Origin of the sequence: Chryseolinea sp. T2, from assembly GCF_037203685.1 — a bacterium.
Lineage (GTDB): Bacteria > Bacteroidota > Bacteroidia > Cytophagales > Cyclobacteriaceae > Chryseolinea.
Genome location: NZ_JBBCAU010000009.1, coordinates 382,721 through 403,314 on the forward strand (window position 1 = coordinate 382,721; position 20,594 = coordinate 403,314).

At 47.6% G+C, this 20,594-nt stretch carries 20 protein-coding genes; 11 read left to right on the forward strand and 9 right to left on the reverse strand.

Annotated features, from left to right (window positions below; genetic code table 11):
• Nucleotides 1-92 precede the first annotated feature (92 nt).
• The 3 genes from WBG78_RS26435 to WBG78_RS26445 all read right to left on the reverse strand — a co-directional run bounded on the left by WBG78_RS26435 (nt 93) and on the right by WBG78_RS26445 (nt 3,058).
• Nucleotides 93-497 carry an HYC_CC_PP family protein gene (locus WBG78_RS26435; protein WP_337329523.1) on the reverse strand — a complete coding sequence of 135 codons (405 nt, stop codon included), beginning with the start codon at nt 495-497 and terminating at the stop codon, nt 93-95.
• Between the two features lie 29 nt (nt 498-526).
• Nucleotides 527-730, reverse strand: a complete 204-nt coding sequence (locus WBG78_RS26440) for a heavy-metal-associated domain-containing protein (protein WP_337329524.1) — start codon at nt 728-730, stop codon at nt 527-529.
• A gap of 72 nt (nt 731-802) precedes the next feature.
• Entirely contained in the window at nt 803-3,058 is a 2,256-nt protein-coding gene (locus WBG78_RS26445; RefSeq protein ID WP_337329525.1) for a heavy metal translocating P-type ATPase, read from the reverse strand.
• Nucleotides 3,059-3,413: 355 nt separating this feature from the next.
• Between WBG78_RS26445 and WBG78_RS26450 the strand changes: the two genes are divergently transcribed.
• The 6 genes from WBG78_RS26450 (at nt 3,414) to WBG78_RS26475 (ending at nt 9,404) form a co-directional block, all read left to right on the forward strand.
• Nucleotides 3,414-5,390 (forward strand): TonB-dependent receptor plug domain-containing protein, encoded by a 1,977-nt coding sequence (locus tag WBG78_RS26450; protein ID WP_337329526.1) that lies wholly within the window; start codon nt 3,414-3,416, stop codon nt 5,388-5,390.
• A 103-nt stretch (nt 5,391-5,493) separates the two neighbouring features.
• Nucleotides 5,494-6,612: a cytochrome-c peroxidase gene (locus WBG78_RS26455; protein WP_337329527.1), complete on the forward strand. Its 1,119-nt coding sequence runs from the start codon at nt 5,494-5,496 to the stop codon at nt 6,610-6,612.
• Nucleotides 6,613-6,727: 115 nt separating this feature from the next.
• A complete protein-coding gene (locus WBG78_RS26460) occupies nt 6,728-7,228 on the forward strand; it encodes a molybdopterin-dependent oxidoreductase (protein ID WP_337329528.1) in 501 nt (166 codons plus the stop codon).
• Nucleotides 7,215-8,027: a molybdate ABC transporter substrate-binding protein gene (gene modA, locus WBG78_RS26465; protein ID WP_337329529.1), complete on the forward strand. Its 813-nt coding sequence runs from the start codon at nt 7,215-7,217 to the stop codon at nt 8,025-8,027. The genes WBG78_RS26460 and modA overlap by 14 nt, the downstream gene beginning before the upstream one ends.
• A 13-nt stretch (nt 8,028-8,040) precedes the next feature.
• On the forward strand, nt 8,041-8,712 hold the full coding sequence (modB, locus tag WBG78_RS26470; RefSeq protein ID WP_337329530.1) for a molybdate ABC transporter permease subunit: 672 nt from the start codon (nt 8,041-8,043) through the stop codon (nt 8,710-8,712).
• Nucleotides 8,709-9,404 (forward strand): ABC transporter ATP-binding protein, encoded by a 696-nt coding sequence (locus WBG78_RS26475; protein ID WP_337329531.1) that lies wholly within the window; start codon nt 8,709-8,711, stop codon nt 9,402-9,404. The genes modB and WBG78_RS26475 overlap by 4 nt, the downstream gene beginning before the upstream one ends.
• A gap of 64 nt (nt 9,405-9,468) precedes the next feature.
• On the opposite strand, the gene WBG78_RS26480 is transcribed toward WBG78_RS26475, so the two are convergent.
• The 3 genes from WBG78_RS26480 to WBG78_RS26490 are packed head-to-tail and all read right to left on the reverse strand — an operon-like array spanning nt 9,469 to nt 11,048.
• The gene (locus WBG78_RS26480) at nt 9,469-10,095 is read right to left on the reverse strand and encodes a hypothetical protein (protein WP_337329532.1); all 627 of its coding nucleotides are present in this window, start codon (nt 10,093-10,095) and stop codon (nt 9,469-9,471) included.
• 9 nt (nt 10,096-10,104) lie between these two features.
• On the reverse strand, nt 10,105-10,713 hold the full coding sequence (locus WBG78_RS26485) for a hypothetical protein (RefSeq protein WP_337329533.1): 609 nt from the start codon (nt 10,711-10,713) through the stop codon (nt 10,105-10,107).
• Nucleotides 10,710-11,048 carry a PadR family transcriptional regulator gene (locus tag WBG78_RS26490; RefSeq protein ID WP_337329534.1) on the reverse strand — a complete coding sequence of 113 codons (339 nt, stop codon included), beginning with the start codon at nt 11,046-11,048 and terminating at the stop codon, nt 10,710-10,712. Before WBG78_RS26490 ends, WBG78_RS26485 begins: the two co-directional genes overlap by 4 nt.
• A 228-nt stretch (nt 11,049-11,276) precedes the next feature.
• Here WBG78_RS26490 and WBG78_RS26495 point away from each other — a divergent pair, with 228 nt between their 5' ends.
• The 3 genes from WBG78_RS26495 (at nt 11,277) to WBG78_RS26505 (ending at nt 13,647) form a co-directional block, all read left to right on the forward strand.
• On the forward strand, nt 11,277-12,017 hold the full coding sequence (locus tag WBG78_RS26495; RefSeq protein WP_337329535.1) for a class I SAM-dependent methyltransferase: 741 nt from the start codon (nt 11,277-11,279) through the stop codon (nt 12,015-12,017).
• Nucleotides 12,018-12,271: 254 nt separating this feature from the next.
• Nucleotides 12,272-12,805, forward strand: a complete 534-nt coding sequence (locus WBG78_RS26500; RefSeq protein WP_337329536.1) for an ORF6N domain-containing protein — start codon at nt 12,272-12,274, stop codon at nt 12,803-12,805.
• 443 nt (nt 12,806-13,248) lie between these two features.
• Nucleotides 13,249-13,647, forward strand: a complete 399-nt coding sequence (locus tag WBG78_RS26505) for a hypothetical protein (RefSeq protein WP_337329537.1) — start codon at nt 13,249-13,251, stop codon at nt 13,645-13,647.
• A gap of 45 nt (nt 13,648-13,692) precedes the next feature.
• Here WBG78_RS26505 and WBG78_RS26510 read toward each other — a convergent pair whose 3' ends face one another.
• The 3 genes from WBG78_RS26510 to smc form a co-directional block, all read right to left on the reverse strand.
• Nucleotides 13,693-14,079 (reverse strand): hypothetical protein, encoded by a 387-nt coding sequence (locus WBG78_RS26510; RefSeq protein WP_337329538.1) that lies wholly within the window; start codon nt 14,077-14,079, stop codon nt 13,693-13,695.
• Nucleotides 14,080-14,084: 5 nt separating this feature from the next.
• On the reverse strand, nt 14,085-15,299 hold the full coding sequence (locus tag WBG78_RS26515) for a hypothetical protein (protein ID WP_337329539.1): 1,215 nt from the start codon (nt 15,297-15,299) through the stop codon (nt 14,085-14,087).
• A 202-nt stretch (nt 15,300-15,501) separates the two neighbouring features.
• On the reverse strand, nt 15,502-19,038 hold the full coding sequence (smc, locus tag WBG78_RS26520) for a chromosome segregation protein SMC (protein ID WP_337329540.1): 3,537 nt from the start codon (nt 19,036-19,038) through the stop codon (nt 15,502-15,504).
• A 469-nt stretch (nt 19,039-19,507) separates the two neighbouring features.
• Between smc and WBG78_RS26525 the strand changes: the two genes are divergently transcribed.
• The gene (locus tag WBG78_RS26525; protein ID WP_337329541.1) at nt 19,508-20,098 is read left to right on the forward strand and encodes a hypothetical protein; all 591 of its coding nucleotides are present in this window, start codon (nt 19,508-19,510) and stop codon (nt 20,096-20,098) included.
• A 158-nt stretch (nt 20,099-20,256) separates the two neighbouring features.
• Nucleotides 20,257-20,592: a hypothetical protein gene (locus tag WBG78_RS26530; protein ID WP_337329542.1), complete on the forward strand. Its 336-nt coding sequence runs from the start codon at nt 20,257-20,259 to the stop codon at nt 20,590-20,592.
• Nucleotides 20,593-20,594: the final 2 nt, after the last annotated feature.

Below are 20,594 nucleotides of genomic sequence, written 5' to 3' on the forward strand. Positions count from 1 at the left end.
GTAGATGAAAAGTAATTAACAGTGAATAGAAAGATTGGCGACACGCACTTTTATGCGCCGCCGACACGCTTACGCGTGAGCAACAATTACTATCAGATTTGAAACTTGCCCATCACCAGATTGATGTCAGGCGCAGCCGTCGGAGGTGATGAGTCGATGTGAGGAAATTGAATCGCCGGCAACTCAGGAACGAGAATGGAAATCACAACAGGAGAGGCGAGTTCAGCAATGAGTGGCGAAGGTGCAACGTGAATGTTGACTGAAGCTGGTTTAAAATCATCGCCATCATGAACAACACTTTCATCTGAGCAGCATGGCTTCACTGGCTTATGGCAGGGAGGCATTTGCATTTCCATGCCGCATGGCTCAGCTTTCGAGAACAATGCCACACTGGCGACATGCCCGCCGCAGCGGTGAACGCCTACGATGAAGCTCGTGCCGGATATTAATACCAGTACGGCAAGCATCAGAGTGACTATGGGACGCAAGCGCTTCATCAGGACAAAGTTAGGTATTAAACGGCAGTTTAGGAAATGGGTTCAGCCTTGTAGCCCACCTTCGCCAGCGCCTGAGCGACTTTTTCAGGAGCCACATCCGGTTCAACGGTAAGCGTTCTCGAAGGACTCGTAAGATCCACCGACCACTGACCCTTGCCTGCCACTTCATCTAATGCCGAAGTAACTTTGGCCACACACGCCGAGCATTGTATTGTTGACTTGTACTTTTTCATGTTTAACAGTTTTATAGTTTATCAATGTATCATAAGAGGCGCTGAACGTAGCCACCAGACCATTCTTAATTCTTAATTCAATTTCATCCCCAGTCTCAAACTATTGCCCACCACACTCACCGAACTCAGCGCCATCGCCGCTCCGGCCAACATAGGATCCAGAAGGAAACCGTTGATCGGATAAAGCAAGCCCGCAGCAATTGGTATTCCGATAAGGTTGTAGATAAATGCCCAGAACAGATTCTGCCGGATGCCGTTTACTGTTTTTGTCGATAACTTCAGTGCAGTAGGAATTAGCGTCAGGTCAGACGTAATCAATGTCATTCTCGCGACATCCATTGCAATATCCGAGCCTTTGCCCATTGCTATGCTGACGTCGGCTTTTACCATCGCCTCAGAATCATTAATGCCGTCGCCTACCATGGCCACCATTTTACCCTGGGATTTAAGACCTTCGACGAAGGCCGACTTATCTGCGGGCAACATCCTGGCATGAAACTCGGCAATGCCAACCTGCGCAGCAACGGATCTCGCCGTATCCTCTTCGTCCCCTGTAAGCATAACTACAGTTTTACCCATATCACGAAGCGTACTGATCGCTTGCTTCGAAGTAGGTTTAATCTCATCACTAATTCCAATGATTGCCAGCAGCGATTGAGAAGAGCTTACAAACACGACTGTTCGCGCCAGCTTTCTTAGCTCCATTACAATATTATCGACATCTGCAGGCACGCTTATTCCTCCAGCTTGCATAAGCCGTAGATTACCTGCAGCGTAGCGTATCCCATCAGCAACAGCCACAATGCCCTTGCCAGTGATGCTCTCAAACTGCGTAACGACTATGCCAGTGTCTGCCGCATCTTTAAATCTGGAAGCTATCGCGGTTGCCAAAGGATGCTCTGAGCGTGACTCAATAGCATAAAGGACCGATTCAATTTTCGACGGATCGCTTGTACTCAACCATGTTACATCCGTAACGGTTGGCTTACCGGCCGTAATAGTCCCTGTCTTGTCGAGTATGATTGTATCTACTTTATGGGCAAGGTCGAGGCTCTCGGCATCTTTGACGAGTATGTTCTGACTGGCGCCCTTTCCAATGCCAACCATTAACGCCGTTGGAGTGGCCAGTCCTAAGGCACAAGGGCAGGCGATGACAAGCACGGCCACTGCACTGAGCAATCCATAACTAATTCCCTGCTCTCCGCCCCAAACATACCAGGCGACAAATGTGAGGACCGAAAGCACAATTACCGTAGGAACGAAGATCCGTGATATCTTGTCTACAAGGCGTTGAACAGGCGCTTTACTTCCCTGCGCCTCCTGTACAACCTGGATGATATGTGCCAGTATCGTGTCCTTGCCTGCACGGATTACGGTGATCCGAAGACTGCCCTGTTGATTGATGGATCCCGCATAGACATTGTCGCCGGCCTCCTTTCCCGCCGGCATTGCTTCACCGGTGATCATGCTTTCATCTGCAAATGATGAACCGTCTTTGACTATCCCATCGACCGGAAAGCGTTCACCTGGCCGAACCTGTACAAGCATTCCCGTCGTGATTGACCCAATAGGCACTTCCTGTTCACCATTATCAGAAATAACCATAACAGTCTTCGGTTGCATCCCCATAAGATTGCGCAGTGCAGCGGAGGTTTTCTTTCGCGCCCGTTCCTCTAGGAGTTTTCCTAAGGAAACGAAGGCTATGATTACCACCGCAGACTCATAATAGACATGCGCATGAATTCCCTTGCTGTGCCAGACTTCTGGCCAGAACGTATTGAATACGCTAAATGCAAATGAAATCCCTGTAGAAAGCGCAACAAGCGTATCCATCGAACTCGTTCCATGACTCAGCTGCATCCACGCGTTTCTGAAAAAGTTGCGTCCGAAATACATTACAACGGGCGCGGTAAGCGCGAGCGATATGTAGTTGGCATAGGGCATGTCCATTGCAAACATTGAGATGAACATGACCGGTGCTGCCAGAGCAATTGACCAGACCGTTTGACGCTTTAGACGCAGATATTGTTCGTGCCGCGCTGCATCGGCCTTCTCTGCCGCCCCGTCTTCTTCAATTACCAGATCGTATCCAATTGACTGTACCGCCTGCTGCAATCCCGGGGCAGAGACTGTCAATGGATCGAAATCAACCCATGCGCTCTGGTCTGCGAAATTGACACGGACGTCGCTCACTCCCGGAGTCGACTTAAGCATCGATTCCACACTCACTGCACAGGCCGCGCACGACATTTTCAGCACAGGAAATGTGTGCTGCTCATGAACTTGTTTGCGACCCTTCGCCGGCAACGGTTTCAATACGGTTTCCATAGCTTTCAAATTCTATACAAGTATACTGCAGGAAGGGGAGGAGGGATTTACACTATTATGGATAAGGATTACATGTTCTTGAGGTGGGCTGCCAGGTCAGGACCGCCTGGCAGCGGTAATTTGTCAATAGGTCACGTCGCCCTGGCTTATGATACATTGAAGAAGATACCCCATCTCCGAAAGCTCCATTCGTCATTGCCCGGTTGCTGTTCATAGTCTCTGGCAAGGGTTTGGTGTGATCTGGTAATCGCGTTTTGGCAACTTCCGTATATTGCGATATGTTTGTTTGGATATATCGGTCGATATAGTCATCAATGCACATCGATTAGTAACTAAAACTTAGATAACTGAGTACATGAGATTCTTTACAGTTTGTATTTTGATTCTGGCAACTTTAGATAATGTATGGGCACAACGGCCCGATACGCTCCGAAGCGAACGTGTCTTTGAACTTGGGGAAGTAACGATCACTGGATTTCAGGACCTCGATACTTTAAATAGCCTTCCCTCCAGAGTCATAGCCAACTACAACCGGCTTGATGTGTCCAATGCGCTAAATCTGATGCCGGGTATTGCACTTGCCAACGTTGGCCCCCGTAATGAGTCTGTAGTCTACGTTCGCGGCTTCGACCTTCGACAGGTACCGGTATTCATCGACGGCGTTCCTGTTTATGTACCATATGACGGATATGTTGACCTTGCCCGTTTCACAACATTCGACCTCTCACAAATCAACGTTTCAAAAGGATTTGCTTCGATCTTATATGGAGCAAATACCATGGGAGGTGCCATAAATCTGGTGTCCCGTAAGCCGTTGAAAAAGCTTGAGTATGGCGCACGTGCAGGTGTATTTAGCGGAGATGGATTAAGAGCAAACCTAAACATCGGCTCAAATCTTGGAAACTTTTACGTGCAGGCCGGCGCATCCATTTTAAAACAGGATTCGTATCCAATGTCAGGCGACTATACACCTCATCAGTATGAAGATGGTGGTGACCGCGAAAATTCGTATCGTGAAGACATGAAGGTTAGCGCAAAGATTGGCTATACGCCAAATGCTACCGACGAATATGTAATTGGATACTCATTTCAGCATGGCGAAAAGGGGACACCGCCATACGTTGGGACCGATCCCGCGATTCGTACCAGGTTCTGGAAGTGGCCTAAATGGGACAAGCAGAGCCTGTACCTCGTTTCCAATACAGCTGTAGGCGAAAGCAGTAAAGTAAAGGCCCGTTTGTATTACGATACCTTTGTTAACGAGCTGTTTAGCTATGATGACGATACCTACACCACGATAACAAGGCCGTACGCGTTTCAAAGCTACTACGACGATTATAGCCTCGGCGGCAATGTCGAGTTTGAAACGTTATCCATCTCCAACAATGTGCTGAAGGTCGGCGCACAGGCAAAGTATGATGTCCATCGGGAGAATAACCTCAACGAGCCTCAACGAACATTTGCCGACAACACGGTTTCTATCGGCATCGAAGACACCTGGCGTATAGTCCCCGCGATAGCGGTAGTTCCGGGAATAAGTTACAACGCCCGCATCAGTTCTAAGGCTCAGGACTATAACGCGACAACACATGAGATTTCAGATTTCCCATCAAACAATAACAACGCAGTGAATGCTCAGTTGGGTGTGTTATGGGATATCAATGCGAAACATAATCTGCAGGGAACAATAGCCCGAAAGACACGTTTTGCGACTATAAAAGACCGTTATTCGTATCGAATGGGACAAGCTATCCCGAACCCTGATCTTACAGCAGAAGTGGCCGTCAATTATGATATAACTTATACTGGCAAACTGTTCTCGAACCTTACCATTCAGGCGAGTGCATTTCGAAGCGACATCTCGGACATTATTCAGCAGGTAGACAATGTTCAACCTGGCCGGTTCCAGTTGCAAAACGCTGGCGACGCACTTTTTTACGGCACTGACATGCAGGCAGGATACGTCCCGGTCCGCGGGTTGCAGCTGAACGTCAACTATTCGTATATACGCAGGAAGAATGAAACAAATCCAGGCATATTATTCACCAACGTACCAGACCACAAGATATTTGGGTCGGCAGACTATGCGTTTCTGAAGCGCTTCCGCGTTATGGCGAGTGCCGAGCGTAACAGTAAACGGTATAGCACCAGCTATGGAACGTCCGTGCCAGGATACACCCTTGTAAATACGATGGCTGGCATCAATATTGTCAAAGGTGTTTCCATTGAAGGCGGCGTTAATAACCTTTTTGATGTGAATTATAGTCTCGTTGAAGGATTTCCAGAACCTGGCCGCAATTTCTTCGTAACAATACACCTCACAAACCTGTAAATTTGCAGACCGGAAAGTCCGGATCGAGTGCAGACGAAACCATCGGGACGCCGTGATCGGAGTAGTCTCAAATGGAAGAGGATAGCTTGTGAATCGATCATTCATGACCAGAGCAGGCACAACAACGTGGTGGATAAATTCACGGCGACTGGTCGCTGTGGGAGTTTTGACAATCGCACTTTCCGTTTCGTTTCCAGCCGGGAGTTCTCGTACTTCCGACCCCTATCCGCTAAGTTATCCCGCGTATTTTGGCAATCGGTTTGTAATCCCACCAGACAATCCAATTACAAGGGAGGGAGTAAAGCTCGGGCGCGCGTTGTTTTATGATCCAGTGTTGTCGTCTAATGGGAAGGTCTCCTGCTCATCTTGTCACCAGCAGCAAAAGGCTTTCTCCGACGGTTTCCGATTTAGTATCGGAGTTGATAATGTTGTCACCCCGCGTAACTCCATGTCGCTGGCAAACCTCCTGTGGGTGAAGAATCTCTTTTGGGACGGCCGCTCTCATTCTCTCGAAGACCAGGCTTCAATTCCGATGTTTGATGTACACGAAATGAATCAGCCGGCAGACCTGTCAGCACTGAAACTGCGGGCAAGTAAGTATTACCAGCAACTTTTCGAGGATGCATTTGGCGACCGAAAAATTACCGGCGATCGGCTCATCAAAGCTTTGGCACAGTTTGAGCGTACGCTGATATCCGCCGATGCGCCATACGACCGATATCTAACGGGCGTCTATACGCCGACGCCAACGGAACAACGAGGACTCGACCTTTTTATGGGGCACAAAGCTTCGTCTGCTGCTCAGGTAAATTGCGCGCATTGTCATGGTTCACCAAAATTGATGGTGGAACTCTTCCACAACAACGGGCTTGATCAGGATCCCCGGGATCATGGTCGTGAAGTCTTCACACAGGACAAGGGAGATCGCGGGAGATTCAGGGTTCCAACGCTACGAAACATAGCCGTCACCGCGCCCTATATGCACGACGGAAGATTCGAGACTTTGAGGCAGGTATTGGATCATTACAGTGATCATGTGCAGCCCAGCGAAACGTTGAGCTCATTTATCGCTGATTCCGCAGCCGCCGATGGCAGGAGGGGTTATCTTCTTACCGACGGGCAAAAAAACGACATCGTTGCCTTTCTGAACATGCTGACGGACTCCACTTTCCTGACTAATCCTGACTTCGGTCCGCCACAAACCGCAGTTCGGGCGAAATAGCATTCTATCATCGTTGCAAACTCGTGTTGTTTGTATATTTAGGCGTTATTACCAGACATACATATCGTTGCGTCAGGTGATTTTGGTTACGGTTTAATCAAATGATTTTAAGACTATGCTTGTGAAGAAGTGCTTTGTAGTGGTCGCTCTGTTGCTCCTCTGTTGCATTGTACGCGCTCAGCCGCCTCAACCGCAGGCTCTGAGCGTATCTGGTGAAGTGCTAAAACCGTTATCGTTGTCGATAGAAGACCTTGCAAAGTTGCCTCAGGCAAAACTCAAAGCAAAAGATCGCGACAATACGGAGCACGAGTATGGCGGTGTAGCATTGGTAGAGATTCTGAAGGAGGCTGGTGCAACGCTGGGTGGCCAGCTGCGAGGCGAGAACCTTGCAAAGTACGTCCTGGTAACAGCCGCAGACAACTATCAGGTTCTTTATGCCCTGCCTGAACTGGACCCTGAATTTACCAGCAACGTGGTACTTTTAGCTACGACCGTGGATGGTAAACCACTTCCCAAAGGAGAAGGACCTTTCCGTCTGATAAATCCAACGGACAAAAAACATGCACGGTGGATCCGGGAGATTAAGAGCATTAAGATCCAATATGCGAAAGACTAACGTCATGGGTAGGCAACGCGACAGGATAAAGTCTGTCAATTTCTTTTTGATGATGCTGCTGTTAGTAGCAGCACCTGGCGCCGCGAAACGCCTTGAGGCGCAACCGCGCAAGATCCTGGTGGCTGCCGCTTCGGACATGAAGTACGCACTTGACTCAGTAATCTCAAACTACTCTTCTACACACAAGGATGTAAATATTGTCGTGACCTACGGGTCTTCCGGAAAGTTCTTCGAACAGATTTCCAATGGAGCCCCGTTTGATATCTTCTTCTCGGCAGATGTTGCTTATCCTGATAAATTGGTTGGACTCGGCAAGACCGGACAGGCTGTGAGAAAATATGGACGCGGACGAATCGTAATCTGGAGCAGGCGAATAGATCCGAACGCTGACGGTATTAATTCACTGTTGGACAAGCGAATCACTAAGATTGCAATCGCCAATCCGGAACATGCGCCCTATGGCCGTCGTGCGGTCGAGGCCATGAAGCAGGCGAATATCTATGAACAGGTAAAATCCAGACTTGTGTTTGGTGAAAATATATCGCAGGCAGCTCAGTTCGTTACAACGGGTGCGGCCGACGCAGGCATCTTGGCTTTGTCGCTGGCACTGTCACCTCCAATGAAATCGCAGGGAAAATATTATCTGATTCCTGAGACCTTCCACCAGCCTTTAGAACAGGCAGTGGTCATCTTAAAACAGGCCGCGAACAACGCTGACGCCCGAACTTTTCAGGATTTTGTATTGAGTACGCGCGGGCAAGCGATTTTGAGTTATTTTGGATTCAGCGAACCAAAATAGTTCGCAAGCATACATGATTGGTCCCTTTATTCTTACGCTTAAACTGGCGTCGATCTCAACGCTTATTCTCTTCGTAATCAGTCTGCCTGTTGCGTACCTGTTGGCCTTTTCTTCATTTCGGCTGAAACCAGTTGTCGAAGCGATGGTAAGTCTTCCCTTGATTTTACCACCGTCTGTACTTGGATTTTATCTGTTGCTGGCCTTTAGTCCGGAGCGTTCCTTCGGTGGTTTTCTTGATGAATATTTTGATATCAGGCTCGTTTTTACATTCACCGGGCTTGTGATTTCTTCTGTCATCTATAGTCTGCCGTTTATGGTACAGCCCTTCCAATCCGGCTTTCGTATGATTCCGCGTGCACTGATTGAAGCATCGTACACATTGGGCAAAGGGCGGTTTGAGACATTAATTCATGTTCTATTGCCAAACATGCGCGCAGCGCTGATCACTGGTACCATCCTCGCATTTGCGCATACTATCGGAGAGTTCGGTGTTGTGTTGATGATCGGAGGAAGTATCCCGGAGGAAACGCATGTGGTTTCCATTGCCTTATACGACGAGGTACAGGCCATGCATTACCACACAGCAAACATCTATGCGGGAATATTACTTGCTTTCTCCTTTGTGATTCTGGTCACGGTCTATTCGATAAATCAACGGTTTACAAATAACCTGTTCCGTCCATGATGACTGTCGATATTCGAAAGAAACTTCATGCGGGATCCGGGCGTATAGCGATGGAGTTGCAATTCGATGTCCGCGACGGAGAGTTGCTCGCATTATTCGGTCCGTCTGGAGCTGGTAAAACGAGCGTCTTGCGAATGATTGCCGGGCTGCTTCAACCTGATTCGGGCACGATTACCGTGAACAATGAAGCATGGTTCGATAGTTCAGGTGACTTAAATCTTGTGCCTCAGCGTCGCGATGTCGGCATCGTATTCCAGGACTATGCTTTGTTTCCTAACATGACTGTTCGTGAAAATATTGCCTACGGGTTGAAGAAGGATCAGCCAGCAGATGTCGTCCAAGAGCTTCTTGATGTGATGGAGTTAATACAGATGGAGCACGTAAGGCCTTCGTTGCTGTCGGGTGGACAAAAGCAACGCGTAGCACTTGCCCGTGCTCTGGCACGTAGGCCGAAAGTGTTGCTGTTGGATGAACCGACGTCTTCACTGGACGCCGCGCTGCGGGTCCGCATGCAACAATATGTCAAAACCTTTCACGAAAAACATCGGATGACAACCTTACTCATCACGCACGATGTTACCGAAGTGATTCGTCTTGCCAGCCGGGTACTAGTCCTTGAGCAGGGTACTATTAAAATGCAAGGGGCAGCACGCGATGTACTGCCCCTGGACGATCTGCGTTCATTGCTTTAAACGCCGGCTTTATTCATCAATTGTTGCAGCCGTCTTCAACCGATCGGTCCTGCTACTGCTTCGGTTAATGCTTTTGAAAATGCTGTTGTACTGCTTTGCGATAGTTGGTGAAGTACAGAAAGGGGAGGAACCCAAAGCTGAAAATCACTGTCGCTATAAGAAGCAACTGGTCAGCTCCTGACAAATGCATGATTTTGAAGAGGAAGGCAAGTCCCGCGACTATAGCACTGGTCGCGCCTAACAAATACCGGAGCTTCAGCGATAATGAGGTGTGAATTCTCAATCTAAATCGATCAACTATTGTCATAGGAAGAAACAACAGGGTGAAGGAGAGGAACCCATAAATGAAAAGTTCCGAACACCCCTGCCAGTTCAGCAGCTTGAAGCATAACCCCATGGCTAGAGTAATTGACGAACCGAGTCCAATCAAATACATAAGTTTTTTCATATATATAAATTTCTTTGAGTTCAGCAGGTACAAAGTCTGACGTTCAATATCGGGTAGACCACCCGGTGCCAGGTCCTGAATCGCCGCCTGCAGACGCGTTTCAAAATCCGTGATTCCCTGCTGGTTTTCCTCCAGTACACAACAAAGGTGGTCGAGGATGTCATCCTGGAGCGGCTTCAGCTTAATGCCGCTGCTCCGGATATGGGAGCGAATGATTGCTATCTGCTCTTCGGTCAATTTCATTGCTATTTGTCAGGCGGCTTCTTTCTTGTATAGATTGAAGAATTGAATCGGTAAAAATCCGAAGCTGAAGATGGCCGCACCAGCTACAAATGTCATATCAACAGCAGAACTGTCAAAGCGGGCAAAACGAAGAATAATAGCCCCACCTGTGATCAATCCACTGAGCAATGCGAACACAATTTTAAGTTTTTCTGCGAGCGCTACGTTTTCATTAGTCCGATACCACAGGATAACCTGGGCCGGTAAGTACAGCAAGGTAAAGGCAAGTAGTCCCCATGTTAGTAGAAAGTCCGCTCCCTTCAGGTGGAGGATTTTAAAACAAAGTCCCATACTGGACGACATCGCTGTGACGAGTCCCAGTGAATACAAGAATTTTTTCATAACGATATGTTTAATGTTTAATAGCAATAGGGTATCTCGCTGCATTTGAGGCAGACCATCAGGTGCGAGTTCTTTAACAACGCTCTGAACAGCTACTTCAAACTCACCTTCAAGTTCGTCATGCTCTTCAAGAGCACAGCAAACATGATCCAGGACGTCGTCCTGAAGAGATTGTATTTGGATACTCCGGGCGATCTGCGCCCGGATGATTTCTATCTGATTGTTCGAAAGCTTCATGTAGTCTTCAGTTGTGGAAACATGATCTTGTTAATGGTGGAAATGAAGTCTTTTACTTCTGCGATGTGTTCGACGGTTTCTACTTTGCCTTTCTTCGTAAGCATATAATACTTTCGTACGCGCTTGCCCACGTACTCTTCTTTGTAGGACAATAAGCCATCGGCCGTCAGCTTTTGTAACGCGGGATAAAGTGAACCATCCTTAAGGTGGATCTTTCCTTCTGTAAGCGCTTTTACATGTTGCGAGATTTCGTAGCCGTACATCTTCTCGTTCTCCGCAAGAAGCTTCAAAATGATGGCCGATAGCGTGCCTTTCAATAGTTCTTTTGAATACATAGATCAAATATACATAGAATTATGATATATCAAAGTCCTGAATATTGAAAGCATTGAATGCACGCGATTTTGGAATATTCTGGCAATCTTGTTTTCTGACATCGGGAATATTTTGTCTCTATTGAATGTTCGCATGCCTTCTACATTTGGACCAATTGGCAGATTCTTAATTTGCTTTTGAACCAGGTCTAATACTATTCCGTTGCAATACATTCAATGATGGCTTCAATGGTTATGGGGGTAAAGGAACATTATGAACATCATCTCGGGAACTTCTACTCATGGATGATAGGAGATCTGAGGTCGAAAGTCGATTCATTTAGTCGGTTCCTGTCTCAACAGGGCATCATTGCGAATCATGGCGACCTGGCCGCTGATCTTGCTGCTGGTCACGGTATTCAGTCGCTCGCGCTTGCTGAGCTCGGTTATAAGGTGATCGCTATTGACTTCAACCATCAGTTATTGCAGGAACTGGTTGCCAACGCGCATAGTCACTCAGTTGAAATAACGGCTATCAACGACGACATTCGTAACGTGGCGCAACAAATCCACAACGCTGCTCTCATCACCTGTTGCGGCGACACCGTCACGCACCTGGACAACCTGACGGACATCAGAAAGCTGAGTGCCAGTGTCTTTGCTGCACTGAGGCCAGGCGGTAAGGCCATCTTTTCGTTTCGCGACTATGCAACGCCCTTGCTAGGCGACAGGCGTTTCATCCCGGTGAAAAGCGATGAAAACAGAATACTAACCTGTATTCTCGACTATAATTCTGACTCAGTGACGGTAACCGATCTTTTACTGGAACGGACAGAGGCTGGCTGGCATCAATCGGTGAGTTCTTACAGCAAAGTCCGGCTGGACAGGAATACTTTCATTTCGATACTCACGGGCGAAGGCTTTGAAATTGAGCTTAACGACTTCGTTTCGAACATGATTACGGTCCTGGCTGTTAAGCCTGCCTCTTGAGAGCTCTTTTGCTCACTACAGGAATGTCTTCCATTGGTGCCGCACGTTAAATTGGAGATCACAAACTGTGATGTCCGATTGTCATAACCTGTCACATTACCTAACGTAGTTTTGTCATAACTCTGGTGCGAAAAACAATTTTGTCACACATTGCGGACGAGTTGCGCGCGGGTCGCAAAGCAGATCGTTTGCAACTTTTGGACATCACAATTTGTGATCTCCAATTGAATGAAACTTTTCAAATTTCTGATGACATGGCAAAGGACAAATCACTTCCGGACGAGATAATAGTGAGCAAGATATATGTAGTTCGCGGGCACAAAGTGATGATCGACCGCGACCTGTCGACACTATACGGCGTCGAGACACGCGTCCTCAAACAGGCCGTAAGAAGAAATGCGGAAAGATTTCCTTCGGATTTCATGTTTGAGATGACCGCAAAAGAGCTGAAAAAATGGAGCAAGGACAATATCACTTCTCAAAATGACCTGATCGGCCTGCGACATGCTCCATTCTGTTTTACAGAACAGGGCGTGACCATGTTGTCATGTGTACTCAGCAGCAAGAGGGCCGTTGAAATGAACATTCGCATTATACGGATATTCACCCGGATGCGCGAAATGATGTTAACGCACAAAGACATTCTGCTCAAGCTTGAGAAGATGGAGAAACAAGTGCTGCAACACGATGAGGATGTTAAGGTAATCTTTGACTATATGAAGGAATTACTGGACCCCGAGGCCGGCCCGATGCGAAAGATAGGGTTCAAGCGAAAAGGAGAAGAGTAAGTTTTCATGTGATGCCTCGTCATGCATGGTATTGTGTATAGCCATCTTAGTCATGCATCAACGGAATCTTTATCGTAACGAGCGTGCCTTCGGATAGCACGCTGTCCGTTAATACATCTTTTGATTTCGACCTCAGATTTTGAATCATGTTGCTGCTGAAGGAGGGCGATGCGGGCCGCAGAAATATTAGTCCCCAGCGATGTGTGTCCGATATGAGCGGCGCCATTGATTTCAGCGGATCTTTTCAGGTCAACACCGTCGTCCCTTTATTGTGCAGCGCAAGTCCTGCCTTCTTCATAAAGATCAATATTCAAATTACCTTTATCAGCTTTATGCATGAGGAGGCCGATCCAAAGAGGTGAGGAACTGGTCGAGTTCTGCCGGGCAGCTAACGCTACAAGAACTATCAAATATCCTGAGTAAATTGTCAATTCCTGAAAAAGATGAAAACCCTATGGCTTTTGCTCGCCTGCGTGTTTAGCAGTGCTAATGTTCACGCGCAGTTGATTGCAATGACCGACGATCAGTACCGGGCATCACTGGTAAAACTGTGGGAGGAAGACGAAGAGGTATTGATCCCTCAGACAGATGTGGAACTCGCAGTCAATGACGTGATCCTGGAGTCTCCGTTGATTCTTTCAGCAGATGGATTTACTCTGGACGATACCATACTCCCTTTTGGAGCGCTAAAATCAATACTGAAGTCTTCAAGGCCTGACGACCAAAGTGGCAAACATTATTGGATTGCCATTCACCAGCAATCAGGCTCCAGGGCCGATGAAATTATCGATCTCCTGGTGTACCTGCGTGTAATTGATGTGCACTATAAAATATTGCGCTAAATCAGCGGGCATAAAAAAGCAACCGCCTCTTGAGTTTGCTGCGTGTCAGTTTGATGCGAATTGTACGTAAGGAGCGTAAACTGTATAGTTCTTCGTTATAGCAAATGCCTTTACATAGTATATGGTTTTTGGTGAAAGGCCGGATAAGACCTCTGCATCAAACTCTTCCGGACCTGGCCCCAGATCAATCCGCTGACCATCTTCCAATGTGACCGACTGTTTTGTAGACCACACAAATCCCCGGTTGATAATCTCTTCAGTTCCGTTTTGTAATGTTGAACCATGGAACGTTGCCCCGGTTGACGACACGTTGGTAACAGGAAGAGTATTCATTCTTGGATATGCCGCGTCGGGGAAGGCGTTGTCGTTACAGCTGAATGAGATCAACGCGCTGGCTAACATGAATGACGTTCGGATAAGCAGTGGTTTCATGAGTTTCATTTGATTCTAAGGCCAACCAGCAATTGAATGTTAGCGACACTGGATGTAAGTGAAGTATCCAGCGATGAAGCTGCAAAACCATTTGTGTGTTCGTAACGAACCTCAAACGATGTGTCGAACTTCTGATTTATGCGTGTTAAAATACCTATACCACCCCAGAACCCTAGCTGTGTGTCGCTTGTTGGAAACTCTCCTCTACTGGTAAGATAGACGTCATCGCCGCTCACTACTTCCTGACGCCAGGCCGATGAAGTTTTCAGGTGGATAGTAGTGGAAAGCCCTGCGTTCAGGAACGGTGTGACTAATCTGGGAGCAAACGAATAACGAAAGCCAAAGGGAATTCTCAATTCATGAAACTCCAGGGTGATAAAGTTGTCGTATGACCGGTTTGTCACGCTGCCCATATGGTATGTCACGTGGGCATAAAGGAATGAGCTCGTAAAGAAGAAACGTTCACTGATTCGCGGTGATGAAGCATCCAGAGAAATGCCGATCAAAGGTGATTTGGCAGATCTCAGGGCCTCTACCTTATCGCCAAACAACATCCATTCACCATCAATCGTCGGTGATGAGAAATCAACTCCACCAATGATCCCGAATATGGCCTTCGCCCAGGGCTTCTTCGAATTGTAAACAGTGGAGGTTGTGCCGCTCTTACACTTGTTGTACACCTCTACAATCTTTGCCAATGAGCGTTGGTGGAATTTTGTCCGCTCAACGTTCTTATTTATCTCAGGGCAATCGCTCATGAAATAAGTGAGTGTGCCAATGTATTCGTTGGAGTTGCGGACAAAGGTTTCACCGTTGACGATTCTCGTCTGACGCTCATCCCGTAGTTGCCTGATGTCGGTTAAATCTTTATCGGCGAAGAATGCTTCACGGTATTTATACAACGTGACCTTTCCTCCAACTAATATTTCCAGAAATCCGGTTTCAACTGCGGAGTTGATAGTCACGGTTTTTGATTCAAAACGTCGGCCATCAATGAATCCATATCCGGCAATGTCGGCGGGCGCATAGCTGCGTGATTCGCCACCGTCAGCTTTTCGAAACAGGCACGTGCTGAAGGCGCGGCCACCATCATGAAAGTCAATCTGACCAGATACAGTATCCTTCTCAAGTGTAATGATAAATCCTTTTCTAAAGTCAGTCTGGGCGACGGCGGATAACGAAGTGCAAAGCAGCACGACCGCAATGTGTAGGTTCTTCATTGTAATAACGTGTTTGGTACCCTGGCCAGGCATCAAAGATATATACTTTATCCGTGTAGCGTTGTAACCCGCTGATGCGCGCAACAAGCAAAAGCCACCCCTCGCGGAATGGCTTTCACTATTAACTGGCAATTGGTGATACTGGTTTGTCGTTTCTGGTGCGGGCTCGCTGGGAGCCAGTACCTTACTTAGTGCTAAGACGCTAAGCGAGTTCCCTCATGTCAACAGGGACCACCCGCGATATACCCTTCTCCACCATCGTTACTCCATAGATCACGTCAGTAGACGACATCGTACGCTTATTGTGCGTTACGATTACGAACTGTGAGTCCTTGCTGAAGGTACGGATGATATTGTTGAACTTATCAATGTTCGCGTCATCCAACGGTGCGTCTACCTCATCGAAGATACAAAACGGAGCTGGCTTCAGAAGATACATCGAGAAGAGGAGGGCAGTAGCCGTCAAAGTCTTTTCTCCTCCTGACAGCTGATTAATGGTCAACGGACGTTTTCCTTTAGGCTTGGCGATGATCTCAATCTCGGAATCCAGCGGTTTGGTCGGATCTGTGAGGCGCACATCGCACTCATCTCCGTCTGTGAACAATGACTGGAATACTCTGATGAAATGCGTTTTAATCGTTGTGAAGGCCTCCATGAACGTTGAGCTGGCAACCGTCTCGATTTCCGTGATCGTATTCATGAGCGAATCCTTCGCCTTCAACAAGTCTTCCTTCTGTGTATTAATGAAATCGTTGCGTTGCTTGATCTCCGTATAGGCCTCCATGGCCATCGGGTTGATAGGACCCATGTTGTCGAGACGATCACGCATCTTCTGGACGTCGGTGCGCATCTTGTCTTCGTCGAGCTCTGCAATCGCCTCTGCTTCTTCAGCAGTTGCTTCACTCAGAATGGAGTCGAGATCTACATTAAATTCAACCGACAATCTTTCTTTCACAGAATTGAGGTGCATCTTACTCTCATTGAGCTGCCCCTGCAGTTCCATCAGCAACGTGTCGATGTTCTGGCGCTGATGCTGAATCTCACGTAACTGCTTCTCGACTTTGTCGATGCCGCCGCGTGATTCGTAATATTCTTTTTCCGCTTCACCGAGGCCCTTCTCCATGTTCTCCTTCTCCTCGTACATGCCGAGCAGTTCGTCGTCATTGGAGTTGGTCACTTCGATGATGCGCTTTACTTCTTCCTCGTTCTTGCGCAGCTCCTCAACGTTCGTTTCAATGCGCTTGCCACTTTGTTCCATCGACTCCTGCTTGAAGCGGATCTCCTGGTCGATGCTTTTCACGCGGTTCTCCTGCTGATGGAAAAAGATGTTCTGCTCGTTAAACGCCGCCGACTTCTGACTCAACAGCTCACTGTTTGCAGAGAGTTCGTCAGTCATTGTAGTGAGGCGAACGTCGTGATGATCGAGTTCGTGCTGTGCCTGCTGCGACCTTGGCTTGAGATCATCAATCTCCGACAATAACGTGTCAATCTTTTCCAGAATGTCTTCACGGCGCAGGTCGGCGTTGCTCAGCATCTGTGCAAACTGCTCACGCTTCGTACGGATAGAGACAAACTCTTCGTTAACCTGGCGGATGTCGTCCTGAACTTCTTCCATCTGCTGACGCAACTTGTTGTTGCGCAGCTTCTCAAGGTCAGCTTGCTTTTCAACAAGACTCGAACGGATTTCATTGAGCTTTTGTGAATGCTCTTTAATCTCCTTCTCGAGCTTCTCCATGTTGCGCGCGCGACCGATCTTCTTGCCTTCAAAAAGGCCTACCGACCCACCTGAGATGCTGAACTTGCGGCGGGTGAGTTTGCCGTTCTTCGTGATGAAGGTATTGTCATCACTTGAAGGAATGCTTTTTACATCGCCTTCGTAGATGTACACCTTATCAAGAATGTACGCCATGAGCTTGCGATACTTCTGATCATATTCGATGATCTCCGTAGCGGGAAACGCATTGTCGTATATCCGGATGGGCGTCGATTCGAAACGCTCGAATGAATCAAGTATAAAGAAGTGCGCCTTGCCCTTTGCTGCGTCACTAAGTATGTTGATAGCTTCGTAAGCTTCCGCTTCGTGATCGACGATGTAATAGTTCAGGTATGGCTCGAGGTAGTTCTCGATCGATACCCTGTATTCTTCTGCCGTCGTCAGGATGTCGGACAGGAGGGGAGCATTCTTGCCCACCTTCTTCTTCAAAAACTTGATTGCCTCGGGAAATCCTTCCAGGTTTTCAACGAGCGACTTGGTAAGGTTATATTCATTCTGACGTGCATCGAGCTTGCGACCGGTCTGATTTAACTCTTCGCGGATCATCTCGATTGTCTTCTCCATGTCGGCAATGCGTGCCTTCACAGTCTCTTCTTCTTTCTTCAGGTTCTCCTGTGTACGGTTCTTCTGGCTCAGTTCTTCCTGAAGAATGTGAAGTTTCTTCTCAAACTCAACAAGGCTCGCATTCTGCTGCGTGGTGTCAGAAGCCGCTTTCTCAAGCTCCTGTTTTAGTGACGACACCTGGATCTGGCGGATCTCAAGGTCCTTATTGATCTGAAAGTTCTCCTCCTGCTTCTCGCGCTGAATGCGACGGATGGAGTCTGCCTGTGTTTGCAACTCACCGGTAATGGCGCGCTGCTTATCGTAGTCGCCCTTCAGAGTATCAAGCTTATGCGTGATTTCTTCCAGGATCTCCTCAGCGGCAACTCTTTCGTTTTCGAGACTTTGAATGCTGAAACGCGCGCGGTCGTTGCTCTTGCGGTCCTGATCCAGCTGATCACGTAAGCCTGTAGCCCGGTCGTTGAGGTACTTCAAACGCTCGTTCTTGATCTGCTTTTCGCTTTCGTAGTGGCGGATCTTCGATACAAACTCGTTGATGGCCTTTTGGCGTGAAGAAAGAGTTTTCTCCTTCTGAATAAGTTCAGTCTTCGATTGTTCGATCGAAGCCTCACGCTCCGCTATATCAGTAGCCAGTCCAAGCTTGCGATCGTTCTCTTCGTTGATCTTCTGGGTGATGCCCTGCAGTTTACCTGTCTGCTTGTTAACAATCACCTTGGCAAGCTGGATGCTCTTATTCTTATATTCTTCCTTAATGCGGTAGTAATTCTCTGTTTGCTTGGCCTGCTTTTCCAGGCTCTTCATGTTCTTCTCAATCTCGAACAACAGGTCGGCTACACGCTCGAGGTCGGCGTCAGTATCTTCCAGTTTCTTGAGCGTCTCTTTCTTACGCTTCTTGAACTTGGAGATACCAGCAGCTTCCTCGAAAAGTGAACGGCGGCTGTTGTCCTTATCGTTGAGCAGATCATCCACCATGCCCAACTCGATAATGGCGTAACTGTTTGAGGCAACGCCGGTATCCAGGAACAGGTTGGTAATGTCTTTCAATCGGCACACGACACCATTAAGAAGATACTCACTTTCACCCGTTCTGTATAGACGACGGGTAATGGTGATCTGTGAATATTCTGTAGGGAGAATGTTCTTCGTGTTATTGATGGTGAGGGAAACCTCTGCCATTTGCTGGGCGCTGCGCTGGCTCGTTCCATTGAAGATGACGTTTTCCATCTTTTCCGAACGAAGCGCGCTGGTCTTCTGCTCGCCGAGTACCCATCTGATCGAGTCTACAACATTCGACTTGCCGCATCCGTTGGGACCCACGATCCCTGTAATGCCTTCATCGAAGTTGATCACGATCTTGTCGGCAAAACTCTTGAAGCCTTTTATCTCCAGTTTCGCTAGTTGCATGCTATAGTGGTTGTTTGGTAAAAAAGCCCCTTAAAAGAGAGTGGTTTCGCCGCGGCTTGTGAGTGTTCGAGTAGTGGTCAAACGGACGCGGTGCCCTTTCAAAGGTGGGCAAATATAAGGGAGTAGGGTGGGCAATTCAAAATCAGTTAACACAGTATCGATTACCCTTAATATAGGATCTCTTTCCGCCGTCAAAAAGTGCCTTTCTGGAATGGAAAGCCACTTATTTTAGAGCTACGAACATGAAATTAGATGCCTTCATCCAGCTGATCCTAATGTAGTACGGCGATGGTTTGAGCCCGGTGCAACTCGTTGCATCCCATCGACTGAATGGCATTGGGTAGGATGTAATTTCCACTTGGTAAAACCATTACGTGCGAAAGATCAAACCGTTGGTTGAATCGGTCTTACGTTGGGAACGTGTCCCGTAACCGTTCTCGTTTCGTTTTTTTTTATATTTTTGTTTTTAATGGACGTAGAAAAATTCTGGATCTATGTGGTCCTCGCAGCGATTTACGGCTTAAGCCGGTTGCTGAAGAAGGATCCGAAGAAACCAGCAAGCACCCCCAGGAATAATCCTCGCGAGACTGTGGCACCCCGCAGACGCGAATTTCCTGATCGTACGCCTGCTACCAGAACGTTGGCCGATACGGTGAACCGGCCCGAACCCCAAAAACAGCAGCCGAAGGCTATGACCTTTGAGGAGCTGATGCGGGAAATTATGGAGGCAAAGACGACGCCTCCTAAACAAGAACCCGTAGTAGATTACGATGATCAGATCGGTGAAGAGGAACGCGACCTGGAGGATGTCAACTACGACAACCGAAAGGATAGTGAGGTGATCGAGACCTATGAGCGTGCCAGGAAGGAGGCCTTCTCCCGGCCTTCGTTGGAAGAGACCATGAAAGTGGGAGATACCGTTGTGAGTTTTGGAAAGTTCAAAGAGTTTGAGAAAACGAGCGGTTCCAATCTTGCCGAAGAGTACCTGAACGACTTCGGAGATATGGACAAAGTTCGGAAGGCAGTCGTGATGAGCGAGATTCTCAAACCGAAATTTTGACTTTCTAACGGATATGGTACACGTATGATGTACCGACATTTTTTGATGAACGATTTTTTAGACTAAAGCGATTGTAACGACCTATAAAGCGGTGAACGACGGGTTACAATGATTTTTTGAGGATTATAAACGACAGATTAGTTTTTTCAAGACCAGACATGATCACTCCCAAGCATTCAGCATTCATCTTGCTCGTCATGATGATTGGATTACTTTCGAGCGTCTCAGCAATTGCCCAATGCAAAGAAATTAAAGCAGAAGCAAAAGTGATAAAGGCGAACGAGGGAAAGTCAACCATACAAATTGAGTTTAAGGACAATCAAAGCGCGAGCAGGTTTCAAATGAACTTGTTTGGTCCCAAACGCAACAACCAGCTCAATACGGATAAAACAACCTTCGAAGACTTAACTGCTGGCGAGTATCTAATTGTGATAGTGAGCAAAAAGGAGGGTGATAATTATTGCTCCAAGTCATTAAAGGTAACGGTCAATTGATG

Coding starts and splice junctions, on each gene's coding strand:
- modB (WP_337329530.1), top strand. CDS start 8,041: ATGATTGGTCCCTTTATTCTTACGCTTAAACTGGCGTCGATCTCAACG.
- WBG78_RS26435 (WP_337329523.1), bottom strand. CDS start 497: ATGAAGCGCTTGCGTCCCATAGTCACTCTGATGCTTGCCGTACTGGTA.
- WBG78_RS26510 (WP_337329538.1), bottom strand. CDS start 14,079: ATGAAACCACTGCTTATCCGAACGTCATTCATGTTAGCCAGCGCGTTG.
- WBG78_RS26490 (WP_337329534.1), bottom strand. CDS start 11,048: ATGTATTCAAAAGAACTATTGAAAGGCACGCTATCGGCCATCATTTTG.
- WBG78_RS26525 (WP_337329541.1), top strand. CDS start 19,508: ATGGACGTAGAAAAATTCTGGATCTATGTGGTCCTCGCAGCGATTTAC.
- WBG78_RS26485 (WP_337329533.1), bottom strand. CDS start 10,713: ATGAAGCTTTCGAACAATCAGATAGAAATCATCCGGGCGCAGATCGCC.
- WBG78_RS26530 (WP_337329542.1), top strand. CDS start 20,257: ATGATCACTCCCAAGCATTCAGCATTCATCTTGCTCGTCATGATGATT.
- WBG78_RS26445 (WP_337329525.1), bottom strand. CDS start 3,058: ATGGAAACCGTATTGAAACCGTTGCCGGCGAAGGGTCGCAAACAAGTT.
- WBG78_RS26450 (WP_337329526.1), top strand. CDS start 3,414: ATGAGATTCTTTACAGTTTGTATTTTGATTCTGGCAACTTTAGATAAT.
- WBG78_RS26440 (WP_337329524.1), bottom strand. CDS start 730: ATGAAAAAGTACAAGTCAACAATACAATGCTCGGCGTGTGTGGCCAAA.
- WBG78_RS26495 (WP_337329535.1), top strand. CDS start 11,277: ATGGTTATGGGGGTAAAGGAACATTATGAACATCATCTCGGGAACTTC.
- WBG78_RS26480 (WP_337329532.1), bottom strand. CDS start 10,095: ATGAAATTGACCGAAGAGCAGATAGCAATCATTCGCTCCCATATCCGG.
- WBG78_RS26505 (WP_337329537.1), top strand. CDS start 13,249: ATGAAAACCCTATGGCTTTTGCTCGCCTGCGTGTTTAGCAGTGCTAAT.
- WBG78_RS26460 (WP_337329528.1), top strand. CDS start 6,728: ATGCTTGTGAAGAAGTGCTTTGTAGTGGTCGCTCTGTTGCTCCTCTGT.
- WBG78_RS26475 (WP_337329531.1), top strand. CDS start 8,709: ATGATGACTGTCGATATTCGAAAGAAACTTCATGCGGGATCCGGGCGT.
- WBG78_RS26500 (WP_337329536.1), top strand. CDS start 12,272: ATGGCAAAGGACAAATCACTTCCGGACGAGATAATAGTGAGCAAGATA.
- WBG78_RS26515 (WP_337329539.1), bottom strand. CDS start 15,299: ATGAAGAACCTACACATTGCGGTCGTGCTGCTTTGCACTTCGTTATCC.
- WBG78_RS26455 (WP_337329527.1), top strand. CDS start 5,494: ATGACCAGAGCAGGCACAACAACGTGGTGGATAAATTCACGGCGACTG.
- modA (WP_337329529.1), top strand. CDS start 7,215: ATGCGAAAGACTAACGTCATGGGTAGGCAACGCGACAGGATAAAGTCT.
- smc (WP_337329540.1), bottom strand. CDS start 19,038: ATGCAACTAGCGAAACTGGAGATAAAAGGCTTCAAGAGTTTTGCCGAC.